Source organism: Streptomyces sp. NPDC002265, assembly GCF_040296125.1.
In the GTDB taxonomy this organism is placed as follows: Bacteria; Actinomycetota; Actinomycetes; order Streptomycetales; family Streptomycetaceae; genus Streptomyces.
This window is the reverse complement of record NZ_JBEOWS010000150.1, coordinates 1-21,406: the sequence shown is the minus strand read 5'-3', so window position 1 is coordinate 21,406 and position 21,406 is coordinate 1. Positions and strand designations below refer to the sequence as shown.

General features: G+C 71.1%; 23 protein-coding genes. 15 read left to right on the top strand and 8 right to left on the bottom strand.

Going from position 1 to position 21,406, the window contains the following annotated elements; genetic code table 11:
* On the bottom strand, positions 1 to 556 hold a 556-nt coding region (locus tag ABT085_RS24820), incomplete at its 3' end, for a hypothetical protein (protein ID WP_351611912.1).
* Between the two features lie 403 nt (positions 557 to 959).
* Here ABT085_RS24820 and ABT085_RS24815 point away from each other — a divergent pair.
* Positions 960 to 1,508 (top strand): putative immunity protein, encoded by a 549-nt coding sequence (locus ABT085_RS24815; RefSeq protein WP_351611907.1) that lies wholly within the window; start codon positions 960 to 962, stop codon positions 1,506 to 1,508.
* Positions 1,509 to 1,583: 75 nt separating this feature from the next.
* On the opposite strand, the gene ABT085_RS24810 is transcribed toward ABT085_RS24815, so the two are convergent.
* A complete protein-coding gene (locus ABT085_RS24810; protein WP_351611905.1) occupies positions 1,584 to 2,567 on the bottom strand; it encodes a zinc-dependent alcohol dehydrogenase family protein in 984 nt (327 codons plus the stop codon).
* Between the two features lie 87 nt (positions 2,568 to 2,654).
* Between ABT085_RS24810 and ABT085_RS24805 the strand changes: the two genes are divergently transcribed.
* Positions 2,655 to 3,038, top strand: a complete 384-nt coding sequence (locus ABT085_RS24805) for a winged helix-turn-helix transcriptional regulator (RefSeq protein ID WP_351611902.1) — start codon at positions 2,655 to 2,657, stop codon at positions 3,036 to 3,038.
* A 170-nt stretch (positions 3,039 to 3,208) separates the two neighbouring features.
* Positions 3,209 to 3,700: a DUF1877 family protein gene (locus ABT085_RS24800; protein WP_351611900.1), complete on the top strand. Its 492-nt coding sequence runs from the start codon at positions 3,209 to 3,211 to the stop codon at positions 3,698 to 3,700.
* A 34-nt stretch (positions 3,701 to 3,734) separates the two neighbouring features.
* Here ABT085_RS24800 and ABT085_RS24795 read toward each other — a convergent pair whose 3' ends face one another.
* Both ABT085_RS24795 and ABT085_RS24790 read right to left on the bottom strand, forming a co-directional pair.
* On the bottom strand, positions 3,735 to 4,100 hold the full coding sequence (locus ABT085_RS24795; protein ID WP_351611898.1) for a DUF2750 domain-containing protein: 366 nt from the start codon (positions 4,098 to 4,100) through the stop codon (positions 3,735 to 3,737).
* Between the two features lie 100 nt (positions 4,101 to 4,200).
* Positions 4,201 to 4,674 carry a hypothetical protein gene (locus ABT085_RS24790; RefSeq protein WP_351611915.1) on the bottom strand — a complete coding sequence of 158 codons (474 nt, stop codon included), beginning with the start codon at positions 4,672 to 4,674 and terminating at the stop codon, positions 4,201 to 4,203.
* Between the two features lie 911 nt (positions 4,675 to 5,585).
* Between ABT085_RS24790 and ABT085_RS24785 the strand changes: the two genes are divergently transcribed.
* The 6 genes from ABT085_RS24785 to ABT085_RS24760 all read left to right on the top strand — a co-directional run bounded on the left by ABT085_RS24785 (position 5,586) and on the right by ABT085_RS24760 (position 10,780).
* Positions 5,586 to 6,620 (top strand): threonine/serine dehydratase, encoded by a 1,035-nt coding sequence (locus ABT085_RS24785; RefSeq protein WP_351611896.1) that lies wholly within the window; start codon positions 5,586 to 5,588, stop codon positions 6,618 to 6,620.
* Between the two features lie 151 nt (positions 6,621 to 6,771).
* Entirely contained in the window at positions 6,772 to 7,125 is a 354-nt protein-coding gene (locus ABT085_RS24780; RefSeq protein ID WP_351611893.1) for a hypothetical protein, read from the top strand.
* A 162-nt stretch (positions 7,126 to 7,287) separates the two neighbouring features.
* A complete protein-coding gene (locus ABT085_RS24775) occupies positions 7,288 to 8,097 on the top strand; it encodes an ABC transporter ATP-binding protein (protein WP_351611890.1) in 810 nt (269 codons plus the stop codon).
* The gene (locus tag ABT085_RS24770) at positions 8,094 to 8,855 is read left to right on the top strand and encodes an ABC transporter permease (RefSeq protein ID WP_351611888.1); all 762 of its coding nucleotides are present in this window, start codon (positions 8,094 to 8,096) and stop codon (positions 8,853 to 8,855) included. Before ABT085_RS24775 ends, ABT085_RS24770 begins: the two co-directional genes overlap by 4 nt.
* Before the next feature lie 15 nt (positions 8,856 to 8,870).
* Positions 8,871 to 9,674: a MerR family transcriptional regulator gene (locus ABT085_RS24765; protein ID WP_351611885.1), complete on the top strand. Its 804-nt coding sequence runs from the start codon at positions 8,871 to 8,873 to the stop codon at positions 9,672 to 9,674.
* Positions 9,675 to 9,901: 227 nt separating this feature from the next.
* Positions 9,902 to 10,780, top strand: coding sequence for an SAM-dependent methyltransferase (locus ABT085_RS24760; RefSeq protein WP_351611882.1), 879 nt, complete (start codon positions 9,902 to 9,904; stop codon positions 10,778 to 10,780).
* Here the strand turns inward: ABT085_RS24760 and ABT085_RS24755 are convergent.
* A complete protein-coding gene (locus ABT085_RS24755; RefSeq protein WP_351611879.1) occupies positions 10,777 to 11,721 on the bottom strand; it encodes a 5'-nucleotidase in 945 nt (314 codons plus the stop codon). The genes ABT085_RS24760 and ABT085_RS24755 overlap by 4 nt on opposite strands.
* 200 nt (positions 11,722 to 11,921) lie before the next feature.
* Here ABT085_RS24755 and ABT085_RS24750 point away from each other — a divergent pair, with 200 nt between their 5' ends.
* On the top strand, positions 11,922 to 15,002 hold the full coding sequence (locus ABT085_RS24750) for an AfsR/SARP family transcriptional regulator (protein ID WP_351611876.1): 3,081 nt from the start codon (positions 11,922 to 11,924) through the stop codon (positions 15,000 to 15,002).
* Positions 15,003 to 15,012: 10 nt separating this feature from the next.
* Here the strand turns inward: ABT085_RS24750 and ABT085_RS24745 are convergent, their stop codons facing one another.
* The 3 genes from ABT085_RS24745 to ABT085_RS24735 all read right to left on the bottom strand — a co-directional run bounded on the left by ABT085_RS24745 (position 15,013) and on the right by ABT085_RS24735 (position 17,598).
* Complete coding sequence (locus ABT085_RS24745) at positions 15,013 to 15,558, bottom strand: sigma-70 family RNA polymerase sigma factor (RefSeq protein ID WP_351611873.1); 546 nt, start codon at positions 15,556 to 15,558, stop codon at positions 15,013 to 15,015.
* Positions 15,559 to 15,745: 187 nt separating this feature from the next.
* On the bottom strand, positions 15,746 to 16,711 hold the full coding sequence (locus ABT085_RS24740; protein ID WP_351611871.1) for a hypothetical protein: 966 nt from the start codon (positions 16,709 to 16,711) through the stop codon (positions 15,746 to 15,748).
* A gap of 11 nt (positions 16,712 to 16,722) precedes the next feature.
* The gene (locus ABT085_RS24735) at positions 16,723 to 17,598 is read right to left on the bottom strand and encodes a lysozyme family protein (RefSeq protein ID WP_351611869.1); all 876 of its coding nucleotides are present in this window, start codon (positions 17,596 to 17,598) and stop codon (positions 16,723 to 16,725) included.
* Positions 17,599 to 17,770: 172 nt separating this feature from the next.
* Between ABT085_RS24735 and ABT085_RS24730 the strand changes: the two genes are divergently transcribed.
* The 5 genes from ABT085_RS24730 (at position 17,771) to ABT085_RS24710 (ending at position 21,279) form a co-directional block, all read left to right on the top strand.
* The gene (locus ABT085_RS24730; RefSeq protein ID WP_351611867.1) at positions 17,771 to 18,631 is read left to right on the top strand and encodes a hypothetical protein; all 861 of its coding nucleotides are present in this window, start codon (positions 17,771 to 17,773) and stop codon (positions 18,629 to 18,631) included.
* Entirely contained in the window at positions 18,628 to 18,912 is a 285-nt protein-coding gene (locus ABT085_RS24725) for a hypothetical protein (protein WP_351611864.1), read from the top strand. Before ABT085_RS24730 ends, ABT085_RS24725 begins: the two co-directional genes overlap by 4 nt.
* A gap of 72 nt (positions 18,913 to 18,984) precedes the next feature.
* Entirely contained in the window at positions 18,985 to 19,290 is a 306-nt protein-coding gene (locus tag ABT085_RS24720) for a hypothetical protein (RefSeq protein WP_351611861.1), read from the top strand.
* On the top strand, positions 19,287 to 20,057 hold the full coding sequence (locus ABT085_RS24715; protein ID WP_351611859.1) for a DUF8175 domain-containg protein: 771 nt from the start codon (positions 19,287 to 19,289) through the stop codon (positions 20,055 to 20,057). Before ABT085_RS24720 ends, ABT085_RS24715 begins: the two co-directional genes overlap by 4 nt.
* A 1-nt stretch (position 20,058) precedes the next feature.
* Entirely contained in the window at positions 20,059 to 21,279 is a 1,221-nt protein-coding gene (locus tag ABT085_RS24710) for a hypothetical protein (RefSeq protein WP_351611856.1), read from the top strand.
* Positions 21,280 to 21,406 lie beyond the last annotated feature (127 nt).

The following is a 21,406-nucleotide window of genomic DNA, read 5'->3' as shown; positions in this document are numbered from 1 at the left end:
TGTCGACGGCACGGGTGCGGCCCGGGTGCACACCGTCGCTGGAGCTCCAGGGGCCGACGGTGGCGACGGGAGCGCCGTTGTCGCAGACCGCACCCCGGAAGACCTCGACGGTCCGACGGGATTCGTTGCGGACGTTCAGGCTCCATGCGCCCAGGCCGCTGACCACGGTGATGCAGTCACCGGGGTAAGCGGAGTACGACCGCTCGTTGATGAAGATGCGGCCCCCCTCTCCCCGGTACCCGTTACCGCCGTGGCCGCCTCCGTCGCCGCCCCGGCCGCCTCCACCGCCGCGACCGCCGTCGTCGCCCCCGTCACGTCCGCCGTCGTCGCCGTTCTGCCCGCCGCCGCGGCCGTCGGGCAGGTCCGCGACGGCCGGAGCCGCCTGAGGAGCCGGTGCCGCCTTGGCGGCCGGAGCCGCCTGGGTGACCGGGGCCACCTGGGGAGCCGCAGCGGACTCGGCCGGGGCGGACGCGGCCGAGGCGTAGGTGATGCCGGTCGCGGCCAGAGCCGCGGCGGCCGTAACAGTGGCGGCGACCGCCTTGGAACGAAGCTTCATCTCACTGTCTCCTGTTTCAGGGATGCCGACCCGTCAGTCGGCTTGCGATCGAACTTACCCATAGGCGACATATTGGTCATATTGAAAGATCAGCAGGAGGGGGCCAATCGGGGTATTTGCGGCTTTTTCCGAAGCCGACACGCGGTCAGATCACCGTCGCAAGCAGCACTTTGATCTACGGTTAGTCCCTTCGGTGGATCTTTGAGCGCTCACGGCCACTCGATACCGGCGTGTCGCTACGGATGCGTCGAGGCGAGCCGTGATAGGCGACCACTCACGGCACCGAAAACCGCTGGTCCTCGAAGGACACCCGCAGCGGCCGGCCGAAGCGGCCCGACCACGACCGGCAGCCCGCAGCTCCCCTGCCGCCTCGCCGTCCAGTGCCATGCTCGAGGATGGATTCATGGCAGAGGACGAGAGCGAGATCGCCCTGAGCAAGCAGGACCTTCGTGATGTCACCGCATTCGCCGCGGCGTGCGCGGAAGCGGTGCTCGACGTGTTCGAGGCCGATCAGCCCGACGACTCGCGGCCCCGAGACGCCATCAGCGCCGCGTGGGAGTTCGCTCGGGGTGGTGAGCGAGGCAAGGCCTTGCGCGACACGGCTTGGGCGGCCCTCAAGGCAGCCAAGAGTGCGGACACTGCGGCTGCGGGTGAGGCGGCTCGGGCAGCGATGTCCGCCGCAGGCGCCGCCTACTTGCACCCGCTGGCCAAAGCCACCCAGGTCAAGCACATCCTCGGAGCCGCCGCTCACGCGGCACGAGCGGCCGAACTCGTCCCCGGCCAGGATCCGGGCACGGGTGCCGAACATGTCGACCGAGCAGTGCACCGTGCGTCACCGGCCGTCGTGGACGTACTCGAACGCTTCCCGGCGCCACCAGCCGGCGGTGGACGGGTCGGCGAGCTGATCCGCCTGCTGGACACTGCCCTGCGCTCGCCCACCATCGCTGAATGACTTCCAACGCCCGGATGACACGGCCCTCTTGACCACACACCCCACGGGCGTCGACAACTGTCGTGCTCGACGCACCTAGACCGTGACGACGATCTTCCTTCCGGCGTGGAGCCCCTTCTCGAGGTGACGGTGTGCCTCGACGACGTCGTCGAGGGTGAACACCCTGTCGAGGGCGGGCCGCAGTGCACCCAGGCGCACACCGGCGTTCAGGAAGGCCGCCATGCGCCTGACCACGACGGCGTCGAGGGTGTGCTCGAAACTTCGGTAGCTGAAGATCGTGAGCGGCGGACCGCTCGGGAACGGTGTGGGCCGGGGGTCCAGGAAACCCGCGGCGACCAGGGTTCCGCCAGGTCGGGCCGCCTGCACAAGACTCTGCTGACCGGGGCCCATGACAAGATCGAGGACGATGTCGGCGCCGGTCCCGCCGGTGTGGTGGCGGACGGCGTCGACGACGTCCATCTGGTCGGTGGCGATGACCGCGGCGGCACCGGCGGCCAGCAGATCGTCCGTCCTCGCGGTGTGCCGAGTGAGAGCGATGGGCACGGCACCGATCTGACGGGCGATCTGTATCGCCGCCCGGCCGACACCGCCGGACGCGGCCGTGATGAGGACGTGGTCGCCAGGCCGCATCCTCGCCTTCTCGACGAGTGCGCCGTACGCGGTGGAATAGGCGACCCAGATCGCAGCCGCCTCCGTGATCGCGAGCCCGGCCGGGCGGGCGACGACCTGGCTCGCGGGGACGGTGGTGTATTCGGCGTAGCTGCCCCTGGCGCTCGCGTCCGGAATGGCCGCGAGGATGACCGGATCGCCGATGTCCAGCCCGGTGACCTCGGGGCCCAGCGCGTCGACGACGCCGGTTCCCTCGACGCCGAGGCGAGCGTGCGGCAGGGGGACGTTCGCCGGCGAGGTACCGGAACGCATCATCCGGTCGAGCGGGTTGACGGCGAACGCCTCGATCCTGACCCGTACCTCGCCGGCTGCGGGCTCGACCATCGGCTCCTCCACCACGTGCAGGACATCCGGTCCGCCGAACTCGTCGAACACGACAACTCGTGGCATGGTGACCCCTTCGCATCTGGTGCTGATTTCCTTGCTCGCGAAGGACGTTACGGAGCCGTGCGTTACCTCCTGGTACCTTCGATTGTCATGCAGAACGTGGCTGGACCCGCCTTCCTCGCCGACTGCCCCACGCGCCTGGCGGTCGAGATCATCGCCGACAAATGGGCCGTGCTGGTGCTCTTCGGGCTCAGCCAACAGCCGCGCAGGCACGGTGAGCTCGTCGAACTCATCGGCGGTGTCTCGCGCAAGGTCCTCACCCAGACGCTGCGCCGGCTGCAGCAGTACGGCCTGGTCGCACGCCATGCCGAAGCGCCGCGGCGGGTCGAGTACAGCCTCACCGACCTCGGCCGGACCCTCGTCGAGCCCATCGAGGTCCTGACGAACTGGGCGAGGGACCACGGCGGGGCCGTCCTCGACTTCCAGGCCGCGGCGGAAGCCGCTGCCTCCGTTCGGCCTCGCACCACGGGTTGATGCCGGCGACTCAGGCCAGGACGACGGCGTGTGGCGTGACTTGAGCAAGGAGCTCGCTCAGCCCGGGGCCGAACAGCAGGCGGGACGACAGCGGGACGCGCACGCATCCACCGGGCGGTCGTGTGGTTGGATCACGCCGAACGAAATCGTCACGGCGGTGGGAGAACACGATGGCGGCTCGCGCGGTGCTTTTCGCCCTGGGCGCCCAGGATGCCGAACGCTTCCTGGCCTGCCGGGACGATGACACGGTCCTCGAGCTGGTCGAAGAGGTCGAGGAGCGTTGGGACCTGGACCATCTCTGCGAGCTCGACAAGTCCTGGGACGCACTGCACCGCTGCTTCACGGACGGTGATCTCGCCTTCGAGAACGGCGAGTACCCCTTGTCGCACGTCATCCTCGGTGGAGTACCCCTGCACGAGGGCGACGACTACATCGTCTGTTACGTCGCCCCGGAGCAGGTCCACGAGGTCGCGGCGGCCCTCGAACCCGTGGATGACGACTGGCTGAGCAACCGCTTCGCCGCACTGACGTTCAACGACTACCAGGGCACCGGCAACGCCGAGGACATCGCGTACACCCAGGCGTTCCTGCCGGGACTGAAGGACTTCTACCGCACCGCGGCACGGAACGGCAGCGCGGTGATCTTCACCGTCGACCAGTAGGCGACCGGGGTGGGCTCAAGCCGGAACCCCGAATCTACCGGTCGTACGGTGGCTCGCCGAGCGCGTGAACGAGGCGATTGACCACTTCGCCGACAGTGAAGTCCCATCCGGTCAGGCGCTGTCCACTCCAGTTGATCCCTACCCGGACGTCGTCCTCGGCCAGATCCGGCAAAGCCGCGCTTCGCCAGTGATCCAACGGCATTGAGACAGCCCGAAATTGCGGACCCCATAGTTGAGCCGCGCGCTGCGCACGGGTTTCCGACGACCAATAGGGGAAGGCTGGGTGGCCGGAACTTGAGACCGGGGTCGGGCAGCCATCGTCGTCTCGAACCCACCAAACGGTACGAGTCCGAGCGATCTCGCGGAAGAAAGCTGCCGTGTGGGCCCCGCTCGTGCTCACCTGAATCCTCCTGGATCGTGACGACTTGCGTATCACGCTTGAACGCGACCACCAGGTGATCACGGACAGTCCCGGAACCCACTGCCAAGCCCCAGGCCCACTAGGGCCTGTCCACGTTCCATTCCTGCGGCAGTTCCTCGTCACAGAAGACGCAGACGAAATGCTCGTCGCGAACGATGTTCAGCTGATCGCAGGCGGGACAGCGCCGGAACAGCACTTCATGGGTGAAGCCGGCTGGATGGTCAATCCCAGCTGCGTCCAGAGCCCGCGCGACAGCCGCCCACGAGCTGACGTCCGGGCAGTATCCGGTCGACTGATTGCTCACCTCACCGACCGTCCACCGCCCGCCCTCCGTGCGGAAACTCATCTCCCCGGCACCCAGAACAGGGCCACCGCCGGCACAGATCACGTGCTCGCTCCGGCGCGGCGCCAGTCGCAGCACACCCGCCGAGTCGACGACGAACGTGAAGGGCTCAGCCAGTTCCACGGCGGTCAGAGTCGATACCCAGTCGTCGAAGTCCGCCGCCGAGCGCATGCTTCGGCCCTCGGCCTCCGGCCGGACGAGGGCCCGCAGCTCAGGCGGCCCCACATACCGATAGCTCCCCTCGGCGCCGACCCGTGCCGGCACGGCGGCGTCGATCAGCTGACGGAGGGCGCCGTAGTAGACCTCGTGGTCGACCAGGGCGGGCAGGAGTGCCGGCAGGTGGCCTGTCAGCTCCGGGAACTCCTCGGGGTCGAGCGCGGCCAGTGCCTGGCGGGTGGTGGTCTGGGCGGTCTTCGGATCTCGGTGATCCACGAAGCTCGCGCTGCCGAGCGTGAGCAGGTACAGCCGCCGGTAGGTGACGATCGCCGCCTCGGGTGTCATGCCGGCCTTGAGGGAGTGGGCGAGTTGCGGCTCCACCAGCCGTTTGAGGAGCTGCGGGCCGAGCCAGGGCCGCGCGCCGCGCAGGGCGACCAAGCCCGGATGGGCCGTGAGCAGCTCGTACAGCGCGCTGAACCGCTGCTCGGTGGCACTGGCCCAGTCGGCGTCGGCGGGGATCTGCGGCAGACGGGCGGCCAGCTGGTCGGTGACCAGGTCCAGCAGGCCGGCCAGGTCGGTGCAGCGGCGCTGGAGTGCGGCGACGGAGATGTCCAACGCCGCGGCCAGGGTGCGGAAACTGAGGGCGGTATGCCCGTCCTGGTCCACGATCCGGAGGGCTGTTTCGGCGATGTGCCGAGGGGTGGCGAGGTCCAGGGAAGCGGATTGCCTAGGCATGCGAGTCAGCGTACGGTACATCGTATCGCCACGCTAGGCTCACCGTCCCGCGCGGAGGCGACATGCCGGCAGTTCCGGCGTCTCGACGCGGGTCGGTTCCGGCGGCCGACGGCTGCCGGTCCGCGACGGTCGAGCGCCGGCGATACGTGTGCCTGACCCCTGCGGGCGACGCGCTGCTGTTCAGCCCGGCCGGCTCATCGCCTGGTCCCGACCCTGACTGGAGCAACACCATGCACGCCCTCACCTACGGCGACGTCAAGGCCGCCACCGACCGGATCGCCGGACGCGTCCGGCCCGTCGCCGTCGCCCCAGTGGACCCGGGTACCGTCCGCACCGCCCGCCGCTACCCCACCGACGACCGGCCCGAGGAACCCTGCCAGGTATGGCTGGCCCTCGAGTTCATGCAGCACACCGGAAGTTTCAAAGCCCGCGGCGCCCAGAACTTCATCCGGGCCCACCGCGAAGCAGGCACCTTCCCCGACGCCGGAGTCACCATCGCCTCCGGCGGCAACGCCGGACTGGCGTGCGCCTGGGCTGCGCAGCAACAGGGAGTGCGGGCCACCGTCTTCCTGCCGGCCAACGCCCCGGCGGTGAAGGTGGCCAAGCTGCGGGGCTACGGCGCCGACGTGCGCCTCGTCGGCTCCGAGTACGCCGAAGCCCTCGCGGCCTGTGAGGAGTTCACGAACACCACGGGCGCCCTGGCGAGTCACGCCTACGACCATCCGCTCATCGCCGCCGGGGCCGGCACTCTGCTGGACGAGATCCGCCACCACATTCCCGGCCTGGACACCGTGGTGGTCGCGGTCGGCGGCGGAGGCCTGTTCGCCGGAGTGGCCACCGCCGCCCGGCACCACGGCATCCGCACGGTCGCGGTCGAACCCGAGAACTGCCGCGCCCTCGACGCCGCACTCCGGGCCGGCACCGTCACCGATGTCACCGTGGACTCGGTCGCCGCCGACTCCCTCGGCGCACGCCGCGTCTCCGCCATGGCCCTGCACGCCGCCCGGCAGGACGAAGTGCACTCCGTGCTCGTACCGGACGCCGAGATCGTCCGCGCCCGACAGGCCCTGTGGGACCACCGCAAGGTGGCGGTGGAACACGGTGCGGCCACCGCTCTCGCCGCCCTCACCTCCGCGGACCGGCCCGGCCGGACCACTGCACCGGGCCACGGCTACCGGCCCGGTCCGGGCGAGAAGATCTGCGTCGTCCTCTGCGGCGCCAACACGGATCCCAGCGACCTCGTACACCGGTCCGAAGAGCACTGACCGAGCCGGGCCGAAGAACGCGGTCGCGGCAGAGTCGAGCGGCATCGCCGAACGCTCGCACCGTCACAGACGGCACAAGCCGGTCAGGACCGCCCGCTCGCCGGCCACCCCGGCTCGAAAATCGGGAAGGGCGGCCGCAATGATGTCCGCCATGATGGCGATTAGGGACCGGTGCAGCACGGTAGTCAAGATCCAGGCTGCCGAGAGCGGGATGACCGGCCTGCGCGAAGCCGTGATCCTCGACCGGGTCGGTCCCGCCGACTACTTCCAGGCGCATCCGTACGCGCCGGATCTCGAACTCCCGCTGCCGTACCACGTCGCCGATCACAAGGAGTGGGACGAGCAGTTCCCGTCCCACCCGCTGTCCCTGGTCCGCGGCGCCCTCCGACGGATCGGCCCGACCGTAGTCCTGGACGACGGCTTCAAGACCCTTCCGCCGTTCGGCGCCGCGCAGCCCGAACCGGTGTCGCCCACCCGTCGCGGCTGGTTCCGGCGGGGCCGCTGAGCGCACGTCGGGTGAGCCCGGCTGTGTGCCACATGAGGTCAACGCGATCCGGATCACGTGGTCGGAGCGGGCTTGACCTTGACGCTGGGGCAACCCTCCATCCTTCCGGCAGGAGCTTCCGCGCAGTCGCCCGGAACAGTTCCGTGAAGGAGGCAGATGAGCATGACAGCCCCATCGATCGCCGGTCCGGCGATTCGCGTACAGGGTCTGCAGAAGTCGTACGGGAAGCTCGAAGTGCTGCGCGGCGTGGACTTCGGCGTGGCGCCGGGCAGCATCTTCGCCCTGCTCGGCTCCAACGGAGCGGGCAAGACCACGACCGTGAGGATCCTCGCCACGCTCCTGACGGCCGACGCGGGGACGGCGGGCGTCAATGGCTTCGACGTCGCCACGCAACCGGCGAACGTGCGGGAGTCCATCAGTCTCACCGGGCAGTTCGCGGCCGTCGACGAGATCCTCAGCGGCCGGGAGAACCTCGTCCTCGTCGCCAGGCTGCGCCACCTCGAGGACCCGGGCGGGATCGCGGACGACCTGCTGCGGCGGTTCTCGCTGAGCGAGGCGGGCGCGCGGCGGGTCGCCACGTATTCGGGCGGGATGCGCCGCCGGCTGGACATCGCGATGAGTCTCGTAGGGAATTCGCCGGTGATCTTCCTGGACGAGCCGACGGCCGGACTCGACCCCGAGGCCCGCATCGAGGTGTGGGAGGCGGTCAGGGAACTCGCCGGAAACGGAACGACGGTGCTGCTGACCACGCAGTACCTGGAAGAGGCCGAGCAGCTGGCCGACCGGATCGCGATCCTCCACCAGGGCAGGATCATCGTGAACGGCACCCTCGCCGAGCTCAAGCGGCTCTTCCCGCCCGCCAAGGTCGAGTACGTCGAGAAGCAGCCGACCCTGGAGGAGATCTTCCTCGCCGTCGTCGGCGCCGGCGACAAGAGCGACGCCACGGGCGTGACCACGGGGGGACGGAAATGACCGCGTACTTCTTCAGCGACACCGCCGCGCTCACGGGGCGGACCCTGCGCCATGTCACACGCAGCATGGACACCATCATCACGACCGTCATCACCCCGGTCGCCATGATGCTGATGTTCGTCTACGTGTTCGGCGGTGCCATCGACACCGGGCAGGTTCCGTACGTGAACTACATGCTGCCCGGCATCCTGCTCATGACCATCGCATCCGGCGTCTCCTACACCGCCTTCCGGCTGTTCACCGATGTGAAGAGCGGGATCTTCGAGCGGTTCCAGTCCATGCCGATCGCGCGGTCGGGACTGCTGTGGGCCCATGTCGTCACCTCGCTGGTCGCCAACCTGATCGCGCTCGTGCTCGTCGTGGGCGTCGCTGTGCTCATGGGCTTCCGCTCAGGGGCGGGAGTGACGGCATGGCTCGCGATCGCCGGCATCCTGCTCCTGTTCACCCTGGCGCTGACCTGGCTCGCCGTGATCCCCGGGCTCTCCGCGTCGTCGGTCGAGGGAGCGGGCGCGTTCGCCTACCCGCTGATCTTCCTGCCGTTCGTCAGCTCGGCGTTCGTGCCCACGAAGACGATGCCCGGCCCGGTGCGCTGGTTCGCCGAGCATCAGCCGGTGACATCGATCGTCAACACGATCCGTGCTCTGTTCACGGGCCGTCCGGTCGGCGGCGACATCTGGACCGCGCTCGCGTGGTGCACGGGCATCCTGGTCGTGGCGTACGTCTTCGCGATGGCCGCCTACCGCCGGAAGATCGCCTGAGGCAGGCTGGGATCCATGCTCACCATCAGCCAGCTCGCGGCGTACGCCGGGGTGACGGTACGGGCGGTACGCCACTACCACAAGATCGGGCTGCTGCCCGAGCCCGAGCGCAACCGGTCCGGGTACCGGACCTACGATGCCGCCGCGGTCGTGCGGCTGATCCGGATCCACACCCTGGCCGATGCCGGCGTACCGCTGGCCAGGGTGCAGGAACTCCTCGGCGCCGGCCCGCAGGAGTTCGCCGACGGCGTCCAGGAGATCGACAAGCATCTGCGCGCCGAGATCCGGCGGCTGCAGGACACCCGCAGCCGACTCGCCCGCCTCGCCACCGGAGAGCACCTGGCGCTGCCGCCGAGCGTCGTGGGCTACCTCGACCGGCTGCGCGGCCTCGGCGTCGGGGAGCCGTACATCGAGCTGGAGCGGGATGCCTGGATCATGATCGCCGCGCAGGTGCCGCATCTGATCGACTCCGTGATCGCCAAGAAGCACGAGGAGCTGGACGACCCCGACATGGTGAGGCTCTACAGCTTCTTCACCGGGGGGTTCGACTGGCCGGCCGACGATCCGCGGATCGTCGAGATCGCCGACATCCTGGAACGTCTGATGATTCGCGCCGTGGAGGCCGGCGAGGTGGGGGGTGCCGACGGCTTGGACGACCAGTTCGTCGACCTGATGGACTCGGCCGTGCTCGAGTCCGCACCGAATGCCGAACTGGTGCTGGCCATACTGAAGGAACGTGGCTGGAGGGGCTGGACCCGGATCGAGCGAGTGCCTGCCGACAGGCTCGACACCGAACGAGTGAACGACGGGCAGGCATGAGGACGCTACGACCACAGCGCGCATGCGGGAGCTACTGAACCGTGCCGGGCCCGTCGTGATCACCGAGGCATCTCCTGACAAACGGTACGGTCCCTGCTGTTCGGGCACATCCGAGCAGTCGGCACCGATCCCATGAGGTTCCGGAGGGACCACGGTTACCACGGCGCCGGGTGAACCGCCTCCGCCGATCGAGGCGGACAGGTTCGTCGTTCGTCTAGGCTGGCGCGATGACTGATGGGCAGGAGCGGGTGCGGCCGTCGGGCGTGTGGGCCACGGCGGTAGGGGTGGCCAGGGTGCGGGCGCTGGAGAGCGAGCGGGAGAACGCGCTGTTCCGCGACCCACTGGCACGGGCCTTCGCCGCCGCGGGCGGCCTGTGGCCCTCCTCGACGCCGCTGCCCGATGATGACGAGGCGGCGCGACTGCGCCGGCTGGCCGTGTCGTTCTCCATCGTCATCAGGACGAAATTCCTCGACGACCTGGTACGGCAGGCCTGCGCGTCCGGTATCCGGCAGGTCGTGCTCCTCGGCGCCGGCATGGACAGCCGGGCCTTTCGGATGGACTGGCCCGAGGGCACCCGGCTGTTCGAGGTCGACACCGCCGTCCCATTGGACTTCAAGGCTTCGGTACTGCGCCAGGAGCGGGCCGTCGCCCGCTGCGAGCGGATCACCGTCGCGGTGGACCTGCGTGAGGACTGGCCGGCCGCGCTGGCCGCCGCAGGGCACGATGCGGCCGTACCGACCGTGTGGATCGCCGAAGGACTGCTGATCTATCTGCCTCAGGACGCGGTGGAGCTGCTGCTGGCCCGGATCAGCACACAGTCGGCGCCGGGCAGCCGGATGGGACTGACGCTGGGCTCGCCCGGCGTGATCGAGCGCTTCGCCACGGACGCCGCGCCGGGATCGGCGGCGTCCCTGTGGGTCTCGGAGATGCCCGACGACCCGGTCGCCTGGCTGGCCGGACACGGCTGGGAGGCCGACACCCACACCCTGCGCGAACGCGCCGCCGCCTACGGCCGCCCGATCAGCACCCCGCCGCAGCGACAGGAACAGCCCGGCGGACTGGTCTCGGCGGTCCGCCGCGCCCCGACATCCCAGTCGCAGGACTAGAACTCCGAGCGGTCCGGTTCGTTTATCTTCCCGAAGGGGATGTGCACGCTGGGCGTGCTGCGGGCGGTACCGGTCAGGTGGCCGACCTGGTCGTCGAAGAAGATGTGGGGCCTGAGGACCTCCATGATCGTGCCCTTGTCCACGCCGCCGAGGAAGAAGGCGTCGTTGACGGTCACACCCCAGTTCTTCAGGCTGCGCACCGGGCGTTCGTGAGTGGGTGCGCCACGGGCGGTGACGAGAGAGACGTGGACGCGGATCCTGTAGTCGGCGTCCGCTGCCCGCTGTTCTTCCTCGCGCCGCTGGACCCGGTTGACGCCTGCGAGGAAGTCCCGCAGAGGGCCCGGGTCGTGCGGGGTGGCGGCGTTCGTCGTCTCATGGAAGCGAAAGTCGTCGATGCCGCCGGACTGGTAGATCTGTTCCGAGGCGTCGTCTGCAAGGACTCCGTCGAAGTCGAACGCGATCCGCAGATCCCGGTCGTCCTCCTCGTCGGCCACTGCCGGGCCGAGCACGCGGCCGGCGGGCAGCCCGAGCGCGACGGCCTCGCGTACGTCGTCCTCGTTCGCGGACAGGAACAGGGACATGTTCAGGGCGGGCATGAAGTGATAGGGCGAGCGGCCCTGCATGAAGATGGCCCGGCTGATCGGCAGGCCGTACGACTGGATGGACCGCATGACCCGCAGCCCGGTGTCGGGATCGTTGCGGGACAGGATGACGACCTCGACCAGAGGGTCCTCGGGTGAGAGGTCGTTCAGGGACAGCAGTCTGCGGATGAAGGGGAAGGCGACGCCTTGGTCCAGCGTGTCGCCCAGGTGCTCCTCCTGATAGGCGCGGTAGGCGTCCGCGCCCTCATCGCGGAAGACGGCATCCGCCTCCGCCAGGTCGAACAGCGCGCTGGAAGCGATACCGACGACCAGGCGGCTCTTCAGATCGTAGACGGCCACTGCGTCCCCCCAGCACTCGTGCGCACACATCCCCATCATTCCCGCGAAGCAGCCGTCACTCCCGCGCAGTTCCCGCTCCAGGCAAGATCGTTCGAAAACGGACCCCGGTTACCGCGGGTTCCGGACGAGGTCGCCGGGCGCATGTCCGGGAACGACCGTTCCGCCTGACGGCGAGGCCTTCGTTGGCTACTGTCCTGCGGATGGACGCACGTTCGAAGGAGTCATTCCGGTTCTGTGTGCTGGGTCCGCTGCGCGCCTGGCGGCACGACACGGAGCTGGTGCTCGGACCGCCCCAGCAGCGCGCCGTCCTCGCCCTGCTGCTCCTGCGACGCGGCCGGGCGGTCGGTGTCGGCGAACTCGTGGACGGGATCTGGGGCACCGAACCGCCGACGGCGGCCGTCTCCGTGCTGCGGACTTACGTCTCCCGGCTGCGCAGACTCCTCGAACCCGACCGGCCCCTGAACGAGGCACCGCGGCTCGTGGTCTCCCTCGGTGACGGGTACGCCCTGAGCCGCGACGCCGTCATCGGCGACATCGACCGGTTCGAGGACTTCGTCGGGCGGGCCGAGGCCCGGCGCGCCGCGGGCGACGACTTGGCCGCCGTACAACTCCTTTCGAGCGCGCTCGAGTTGTGGGAGGGCGTCCCGCTCGCCGGGGTGCCGGGGCCGCATGCGGAGATCGAGCGGCGCCGGCTGGAGGAACGTCGGCTGGCCGTCCTGGAGACGCGGCTGCGCATCGAGGTCGACCTCGGCGGGCACGCGCGGGTGCTGCCGGAGATCACCGCCCTGTACGAGACGCACCCGCTGCGCGAGACGCTCTGCGAGCTGCTCCTCGTCGCCCTGTACGGCAGCGGGCGCCGGGCGGAGGCGCTCGACGTGTACGACCGCACCCGCCGCATCCTCGCCGAGCGGCTCGGCATCGAACCGGGCCCACGCCTGCGCACCCTGCACGCCGGGCTCCTCGCGGACGGTCCCGCACCGGTGGCGCCCTCCCGCGCCGAGGCACCGGGCCCCTTCGACTTCTCCGGCACACCGACGAGCGGCGGCGGTTCGACCGGCCCGCTCACCACCGGCGGAACGGGCGGCCCTGATCCCGGCCCCGGCCGTCCGGGTTTCGCGGACGCAGCGGACGGCCCCGACCCCGACTTCGCGGACGAAGCAGGCGGCCCCGACCCGGACTTCGACGGCGACGACGGCACGGCCGGCCAGGACGATCCGGCCCGTCCCGCTGCCATCGTACGGCCCAGTCAACTGCCCACCGATCTCGCCATGTTCACCGGGCGTCGGGCCCAACTCGAGGACTTCGCCGCGCTGCTGCCGCACCGGGAGCATCCGCGGACCACGGTGATCGGTCTGATCAGCGGAATGGCCGGTGCGGGCAAGACGACCCTCGCCGTGCACTGGGCCCACCGAACCGCCCACCGGTTCCCCGACGGCAGCCTGTACGTCAACCTCCGCGGCTACGACCCGTCCGCATCCCGGATGGAACCGGGCGAGGCGATCGAGACGTTCCTCGTGGCGCTCGGCATCGCCCAGCAGGCGGTCCCCGAAGGGCTCGACGCGCAGGCCGCCCTGTTCCGCAGCGTCCTGGCCGGCCGACGGGTCCTGATCGTGCTGGACAACGCGGCCGACACCGAGCAGGTCGTGCCGCTGCTCCCCGCCGCCCCCGGCTGTCTCGTCGTCGTCACCAGCCGCAGCCGGCTCAGCGGGCTGGTGGCCCGGCACGGCGCCCATCCGCTCACGCTGGGCCCGCTGTCCGCCGGGGAATCCCTCGAACTGCTGGCCCGCCGGCTGGGCGACGCACGCGTCGACGCCGAGCCGGAGGCCGCCCGGGCCATCGTCGGACTGTGCGCCAGGCTGCCGCTCGCACTGTCGATCGTGGGAGCGCGCGCCGCCCTGCACCCCGGCTTCCGGCTCGCCGACATCGCCGCCGAACTGCGCCAGGACCACGGCAGTCTGGACGCCTTCTCCGGCGGCGACCTCGGCACCGATGCCCGCGCCGTCTTCTCCTGGTCCTACCGCGCGCTCTCCCCCGAGGCGGCCGGTCTCTTCCGCCGCCTCGCCCTGCACCCCGGCCCCGACATCACCACCGACGCGGCCGCCGCGCTGGCCGATGTGCCCGCCCGCCGGGTGCGCACGGTACTGACCGAGCTGACCGGGGCGAGTCTGCTCATCGAGCGGGCACCCGGACGGTTCGACTTCCACGACCTGCTGCGCGCGTACGCCACGGAGCTCACCCACGCCGAGGACGACGAACCGGCGCGCGGCGCGGCGCTGCTCAGGATGCACGACCACTTCCTGTTCAGCGCGCACCAGGCCTCCGTCGTCCTCGATCCGTTCCGTGAGCGGATCCCCCTGCCGCCGAGCACAACGGACGTGGCTCCGCTGCGGTTCAACAACCGTGCCCGAGCGACCGCGTGGCTGCGCACCGAGCGGTACGTGCTGCGCGAGATCGTCGCCCACGCCGCCGCGCACGGTTTCGACGCGCACGCCTGGCGCATCGCCGCGGCCCTGGACGTCTACTTCAACCGGCTCGGTTACTGGCACGACCTGCTGGAGATCAACACCGCGGCGCTGTGGTCGGCCCGGAAGCTGGGTTCCGTGACCGGACAGGCGTACTCCCTGTGCGGACTGGGCGTGGCGCACTCGCAGCTCAACCACGCGGCGCAGGCACGGGAACACCTCGAGGCCGCTCTCGGCCTGTTCCTGGCGGCGGGCCACCCCAGCGGCCAGGCCCGCGCCCATCGCGGCCTCGCCTACCTGTGCAACCGGACCGACCGCCGCGACGAGGCGCTCGACCACTACGCGCGAGCCGTCGAACTGTACCGGTCCGAGGACGACGTCAGCGGCGAGGCCGGTGTGCTCAACCAGGTCGCGTGGACGTACATCCTGATCGGCGAGCACGGGAAGGCCCTGGAACGCTGCACGGAGGCCATCGTGCTCTACCAGGACCTGGGCGACCCCTACGGCGAGGCGTCCACGCAGGACACCCTCGGCTACGCCCTGCACCATCTCGCCCGGTACCCGGAGGCGATCGAGCACTTCGAGGTGTCGGCGCGGCTGTTCCACGGAATCGGGGACCGGTTCCTGGAAGCCGACGTCCTGCGTCATCTCACGGACGCCCACCTCGCCACCGGCGACCGCGGCGCCGCGCGTACGGCGCTGGGTGCGGCGCTCGCCCTGCTGGAGGAACTCGCTCACGCGGAGGCGGACGTGGTACGGCACCGGCTGCACGAGCTGGACCAGGGCCAGGACCAGGACCGAGCTGAACCGGCCGTATGACAAGGGGTGTTCAGTTCAATCCGTGGTCCGCCAGCACTGTCCGCAGGCTGCGCAGGGCGTAGTACACCCGGGACTTCACCGTGCCCTGCGGGACGCCGAGGACGTCGGCCGCCTGCTGCGTGGTCCGGTCCGCGAAGATCGTCGCCCGGAGTGCCTCACGGTGCGCCGGCGTCAGCGACCGCAGCGCGTCCCGTACGACCATCGACGACAGCATCCGTTCGATGTCGTCGGCCTCGGCACACATGTCGGCCAGCCAGGTGTCGCCGGCGATCTCGGCCGGCCGGGCCATCCGCGTGCGATGCGCGTCGATGACGAGGTTGCGGGCGATCCGGAACATCCAGGGGCGCACCGCCATGCCCTCGCCGTCGGCCAGGGTCCGCTTGTTCCAGCAGCGCAGCAGCGTCTCCTGGAGGATGTCCTCGGCGCGGTGGGTGTCCCCGCCCAGCATGCCCAGCACGTACGAGTACAGCGCCGGGCCGTGTTGCAGGTAGAGGTCCCGCAGCGCCCGCTCCTCGGGGGAGACGGCGCATGCCGATCCGATGACCGTCACGTTCATGGTGTGCTCCTGCTCTTCGGGGTGACCTGGCCCCCGGTGGGCGGACCGGGGGCCAGGTCTCCTGGAGCTCGGAGTGTCGCGACGGGCGATGCACGTTCGTTCGATGTGCCGTCCACGGGCGATCCACAACCGGTCCACATCGCGATGACGGCGATATACGCGCAGGTCACAGCAGGTGCGGGAAGGCTCAGAGACAGGCTTCCTCCAGCGCGTCCACCCGTCTGCGGACCCGTCCGGCGAGCTCTCCGTGGACCGGCAACAGCGCGCCGTGGTGGTCCAACTGGTCCCACATGTGCAGCAGTTCGCGCCCGTGTGCCGCGGCCGCGCGGTCGTCGTCGAGCCACTGCCAGGCGGCCGCCGCCCGCACCACGTCCTCCGGCGCCCGCCGGTCCCCGGCGCGGCACCGGATCCGAGCGACGGCCAGGGCCAGCACGACGGCCTGCCGGTGATCGCCGCGCAGGTGCGCGATGTATGCCTCCACGGCCCGCGTCTCCAGTGCGTGCGGATCGTCGGCGCCCGCCTCCTCGGTCAGGTTCTCGCGCAGTTCGGTCGCGAGCGCGTACGCCTCGTCCAGCAGTCCGGCGGCCGCGAGGTCGTTGATCCGGCCGATCGGTCCGGCGAGTTCCGAGGGGAGCAGCACGGCCGGTACGAGGGTCGGTACGAAGGCCGATGCCGGGGCGGCGGCCCGTGCGGCGGCGGCAGCCCGGGCCACGGCAGTGGCGACGGCCGTACCGCCGACCGCGCTGTCCTCGGTCGTACCGCCGGCCGAGCTGCCCTTGGCCAGGCCCTCCTCGGGCGGCCCGCCAGCCGCGCTTTCGTCGGCCGGGCCGGGCTGCGGCGGGGATGCCTCCCGCGGCACGGATCCGACATCCGGCCGCTCGGACTGCTCGGACTGCTCGGACTGCTCGGACTGAGCCTTCGCCGTCGGGGCGAGCAGGCGGCTGGAGCCGTCCGGAGACACCTCCAGGACGAATTGGCCGCTCTCCGAGCCGTCGTTCACGGTCGCCTCGACGGCGGCGTCCCGTTCGACGGCGTACTGCTGGAGGCGGTCCAGTACGGCCTCGTGGACGGACTGCCCCGTCGCGGGGACGAGGGACTCCCCGTCGACGACGGCGAACCCCTCGTCGGAGATGAGTACTTCGTAGCGGGTCATGGCCGTCCTCCTCAGGGAGCGGGTGTCGGGGAGAGGGACTCGGTGGGCACGGCGGTGGGCAGGGAGGTCTGGACACCGGTGGGTGTGGGCGTGCCGGACGGGATGGCCGCGACCCCCGCGTACTTGGCGAACTGGGCGCGGACCGCCGCGACATACCCCTGCGCCTCGGCCGTCTTCGGCACGCCCTTGGCCGCGCGGACGGCGTCCATCCCCACGTCGTACCCGGCCAGGGCGAGATCCAGGACGCTGCCGACGGCCTCGTTGGCGTCGATCAACTGCTGCGCCTGGCCGGCCAGATCGCAGATGTACCGCCCCTGGGCCATGATCGAGTCCTTGGCGTCCAGCGCGGACGTCTTGCCGTTGCCGTCGTCGTCCTTGCCGTACTGCGTGAAGACGGCGGGGAGCAGCTGCGAGATGCCCTGTCTGCCGTCCGGGCCGGTCAACGAGGCGTTGAAGCCGGACGCCTTCTCGATCTGGGACGCGATCACGATCGGGCCGATGGCGCTGCACACCGCGCCGGCCTTCTGGATGGGGTCCAGCAGGTCCTCGGGGACCGTCGAGGTGTCGAGGTCGCCCTGGCCGTCGCCCTGGAAGACGGCCAGTACCGAACTCGCGTCGCTCGGGCCCGGGATGTCGCCGCCGCCCCCGCCGCCGAAGATGCTGTGGAAGAGCAGGTAGATCGCGATGAGCGGGGCCAGCAGCACGCCGAACCCGCAGAAGACGATGACGATGACGGTCCCGCCGGCCAGGCCGAGCGGGAAGAGCAGGCAGCCGGCGCCCCCGGCGGCGATCGCCGTGTTCCTGGCGGTCTTCGACCCGCCCTCCTCGTCCTGACCGGCCGACGCCCGGGGCGGCGCGCCGCCCTTCTCTCCCTGATCCACGCCCATGGGTGTCCGCCTTCTTCCTCTCACCTTGAACCGCTGTACCTGGGCGGCCCGTTGTGCTGTCCGACCGGCTCGGGAGATCGAAACGGGCCACGGAACAAACAAGTTCAAATCAGTGGAAACCAAATTGAGTCAGAGCAGCGGACACACGAGGCAAGAAGGGGGCGGGGCAGCCATGGAAACGTCTTCCGCAAGGCCGCCGGTCCAGGCGGGAGGCTGGGTCCGGGGGCCGAGCACCCCCAGGTCCGGGCCGACACCGGCCACCGGGCAGTCGCCGACCACCGCGCAGGCACCGGTCACCGGGCAGGCGCCTGCCACCGGGCCGACGCAGACCCCTGCGGCGACGCAAGCCCCGGGCGCGGCGCAAGCCCCCGACGCGGCACAGGCCACAGCGGCCGCGCAGGCCCCGGCGACGGCACGGACCGCCGCCCCCGCTCAGAGCACCGCCTCCGCCCCCGGAGCGGCGCCCGCGGCGGACCACAGCGCTCCGCGATCCGCGCCCCGGTCCGCCCCGCAGTCCCCGAGCCGTCTCTCCGCCGTCCCCTCCCCCGAACCGGCCTGGGGCGAGCCTCGCCGCCCCGGCCCGGTCCGGGGCCGGTCGCGCGACGACGTCGGCTGGGTCAAGGCGCACGGCGGCGCCGGTGTCACCTCCCTGGTCGAGGTACTCGGAGGGACGGACGTCGGGGCCCGCTGGCCGGACCCGGCGCGTGGCGAGCCACGCCGGATCGTGCTCGTCGGGCGGACCAGCGCACGCGGACTGCGGTCCGTGTCACAGGCGCTCGGCGCGCTGAAGGACGGGCGCGCCCCGCAGGGACTCGACCTGCTCGCCGTGGTCCTCGTCGCCGACGCCCCCGGCCGGCTGCCGCTCGGTCTGCTGCGCCGTATCCGCGTGCTGCGCTCGGCCGTCCCGGTACGGCGGGTGCCGTGGATACCGGCATGGCGCACCGGCGCCACCCCGAAGGTCCTGCCCCGGCAGCTCGACCGGCTCGCCGAACTGGTGGGCGGCGCGCGCCACGGCGAGGGGGCAGTGTCGTGATCCCTCCCCTGCTCGGTGTCCGCTTCCTGGCCGACACCTACACCCCGCCCGAGGGTGCGCACACGATCATCAATCTGCTCGCCTGGTGCGCCTCGGCCGGCGGCGTCTTCGGGCTGATGGTCGTCGGCATCAACATGGCCGTCCAGCTCAACCGCGGTGAACCGGGCGAGGGCGGCGTCCACTTCCGCGGCGTCTTCTTCGTCACCATCGCCTGCCTGGTCGCAGCGACCGCAGGGCCGCTCGTGTCGTTCCTCGGCGACCTGTCCCTCCTCGGGCCGTAGGTCCGCGCGCGCCTTCCCCCACCGACCGTCCCCGTCCCGCGCACGCGGGGCACCCATTCCACGGAGATCTCCATGTCCTCACTGCTCCTCGAAGCCTCCAACATCCTGGCCGCCGCTCCGGCCCCCTCCGGCGGTGTGCCGCAACCGGTGAGCAACGCCCCCGGCGAACTGACCGGCAAGGTCAACACGGTCCTCGGCATCGTGGCCTGGGCGGGTACCGCGGCCGGCGTGCTCGGCGTGCTGGTCACCGGCGCGATGATGGCCGTCTCCCTCAAGCGCGGCGAGAGCTCGGAGCACATGAGCCGTCTCGGCATGGTGCTGGGCGGCTGTGTGCTGGTCGCCACCGCCGGTCCGCTGGTCAGCTTCGTCTTCGCGTGAGCGGGCGGACGGGCGGGATGCTCATGCGCAGGCAACGGCGGACCGAGGAGTCCGGACCGTACTGGAGGCAGCGCAACTGGCAGTTGTCGGCGGGGTTCCTCGGCCTCGTGGTGCTGCTGGCCGGGTTCGTCGCGCTGACGTCCGGCGGCGACGACGCGAACGCGGCGGTGGCCGACGGCCCGCTGTCCGGCGCGTCGGCGCCGAAGGGCGGGCGGCCCGACGGCTGCCGGACCGACGACCGCGCTGGGGACGCGCTGCCCGCGTCCGCGCCGAAGGACATCAGCTGGCACACGCTCGGCGTCGCGCGGGTGCCGGTCTCCGCGTCGGCCGGGCCGACCCGGACGACCGGGCCTCTGCGGTGGTGCTACGCGCACACGCCGCTCGGGGCCGCGCTGGCGGCGACCGTGATCCCCTCCCAGATGAGCGGGTCGAGCTGGCGCACCGTCAGCCGCCAGCAGGTGGTGGCGGGGCACGGGCGCGACCTGTTCGAGTTCCAGCGCTCGACCGTCCCGGACATCGACAGCGTCGAGCAGAGCCCCGGCCTGTCCGTGGGCACGTACGCGGGCTTCGCGGTGACCTCGTACACCGGCCGTGCCGCGCACGTCAGCCTGCTGATCAGGACCGGCCAGGGCTACGCGCAGACCACCATCGTGCTGCGTTTCAGCGACGGGGACTGGAAGGTCCTGCCCGACGACGACGGCTCCCTGCACACGTCCGTGACCACCGTGCAGGGCAACCCGTCCGGCTACGTCCTGTGGGGGGCCTGACATGAACTGCGGCTCCACCGGAAGTCCGGTCCTCGACCTGGTGAAGGGATTCTTCGACTTCCTGGGCGACCCGATCGGCACCATCGTCGAACTCATCGCCAAGACCATCCTCGCGGGCGCCATCGCGGTGTTCGGGGCCCTGGCCACCGGGGTGCCCACCCTGGCCGGGACCACCACGGCGAAGAACGTCAACGGCCAGACGCAGTGGCTCGTCGTCTACCTCGCGGTCGGCTCGCTGCTCTTCGCGGCCGCGCGTATGGCCGTCGAACGGCGCGGTACCGCGGGCACCGCCGCGTTGAAGGGGCTGCTGCGGGTCATCCTGGTGTCGGGCGCCTCCACCACCGTCGTCCTGGCGGCCGCCGCGGTCGCCGACGACTACTCCACGCACCTGTTCAACACGGGCGCCCAGGACGTGCTGACCAAGGTCGGCGCCTGCTCGGACGGCTCCGGGATCGAGGCCTTCCTGCTGCTGGTCCTGGCCTTCCTGCTGCTGATCGCCGGCATCATCCAGACGATCCTGATGTACATCCGGCTCGGCGTCATGACGCTGCTGCTGGGCACCCTCCCGCTGGCCGCGGCGGCATCGATGACCGACTGGGGCAGTGGCTGGTGGCGCAAGCACATCGGCTGGATGATCGCCTGGCTGCTGTACAAACCCGCGGCGGCTCTGGTGCTGTACGCCGGCTCGGAGATGATCGTGTCGAGCGACGACGGCAATCAGGGCGGCAACGCGGTCAACGAACGCATCGCCGGTATCGGTGTGATGCTGCTGTCCGCGGTCGCCCTGCCGGCACTGCTGAAACTGGTGGTGCCCGCCACCGCCGCGCTCGGCGGTGCCTCCGCCTACGGCGGCGGGGCGCAGGCGGCGGGCGGCGCGCTCGCCTCCGGCGCCCGGTCGCTCGGCGGCAGCGGCGGCGGCAGTTCCGGCGCGTCGGGCAAACCCGGTCCGAGCGGCGCGTCCGGCGGCTCCGGGTCGGCGGGCGTGAACGGCTCCGGCGGTTCCAGGGGCACGAGGGGCCCGGGCGGCGGAGCCGGGGCGGGCGGCGCGGGCGCGGGTGCCGGTGCCGGACGGGCGGCGGCAGCGGCCGGCGGACCGGCCGGTGCGATCGTCGGCGCGGCGGTGACCGCGGCCCAGGTGCTCGGCAGCGCCGCCTCGGGTTCCCTGGAGGGCGCCGACGGCGACCAGGGCCACAACCCCAGCAGCGGCGGCTCGCACCGCTGATCCCGAGGACCGGGTGGCGAGGTGCGTCGAGAGCACCCGCCGCCCCCTGGACGGGCCGTCGGACATCCGCTCCCCCCGCCCGCGGAGTCGACCGTGCCCAGGGTGTGAAGGGGCTCGCCCGTGGTCT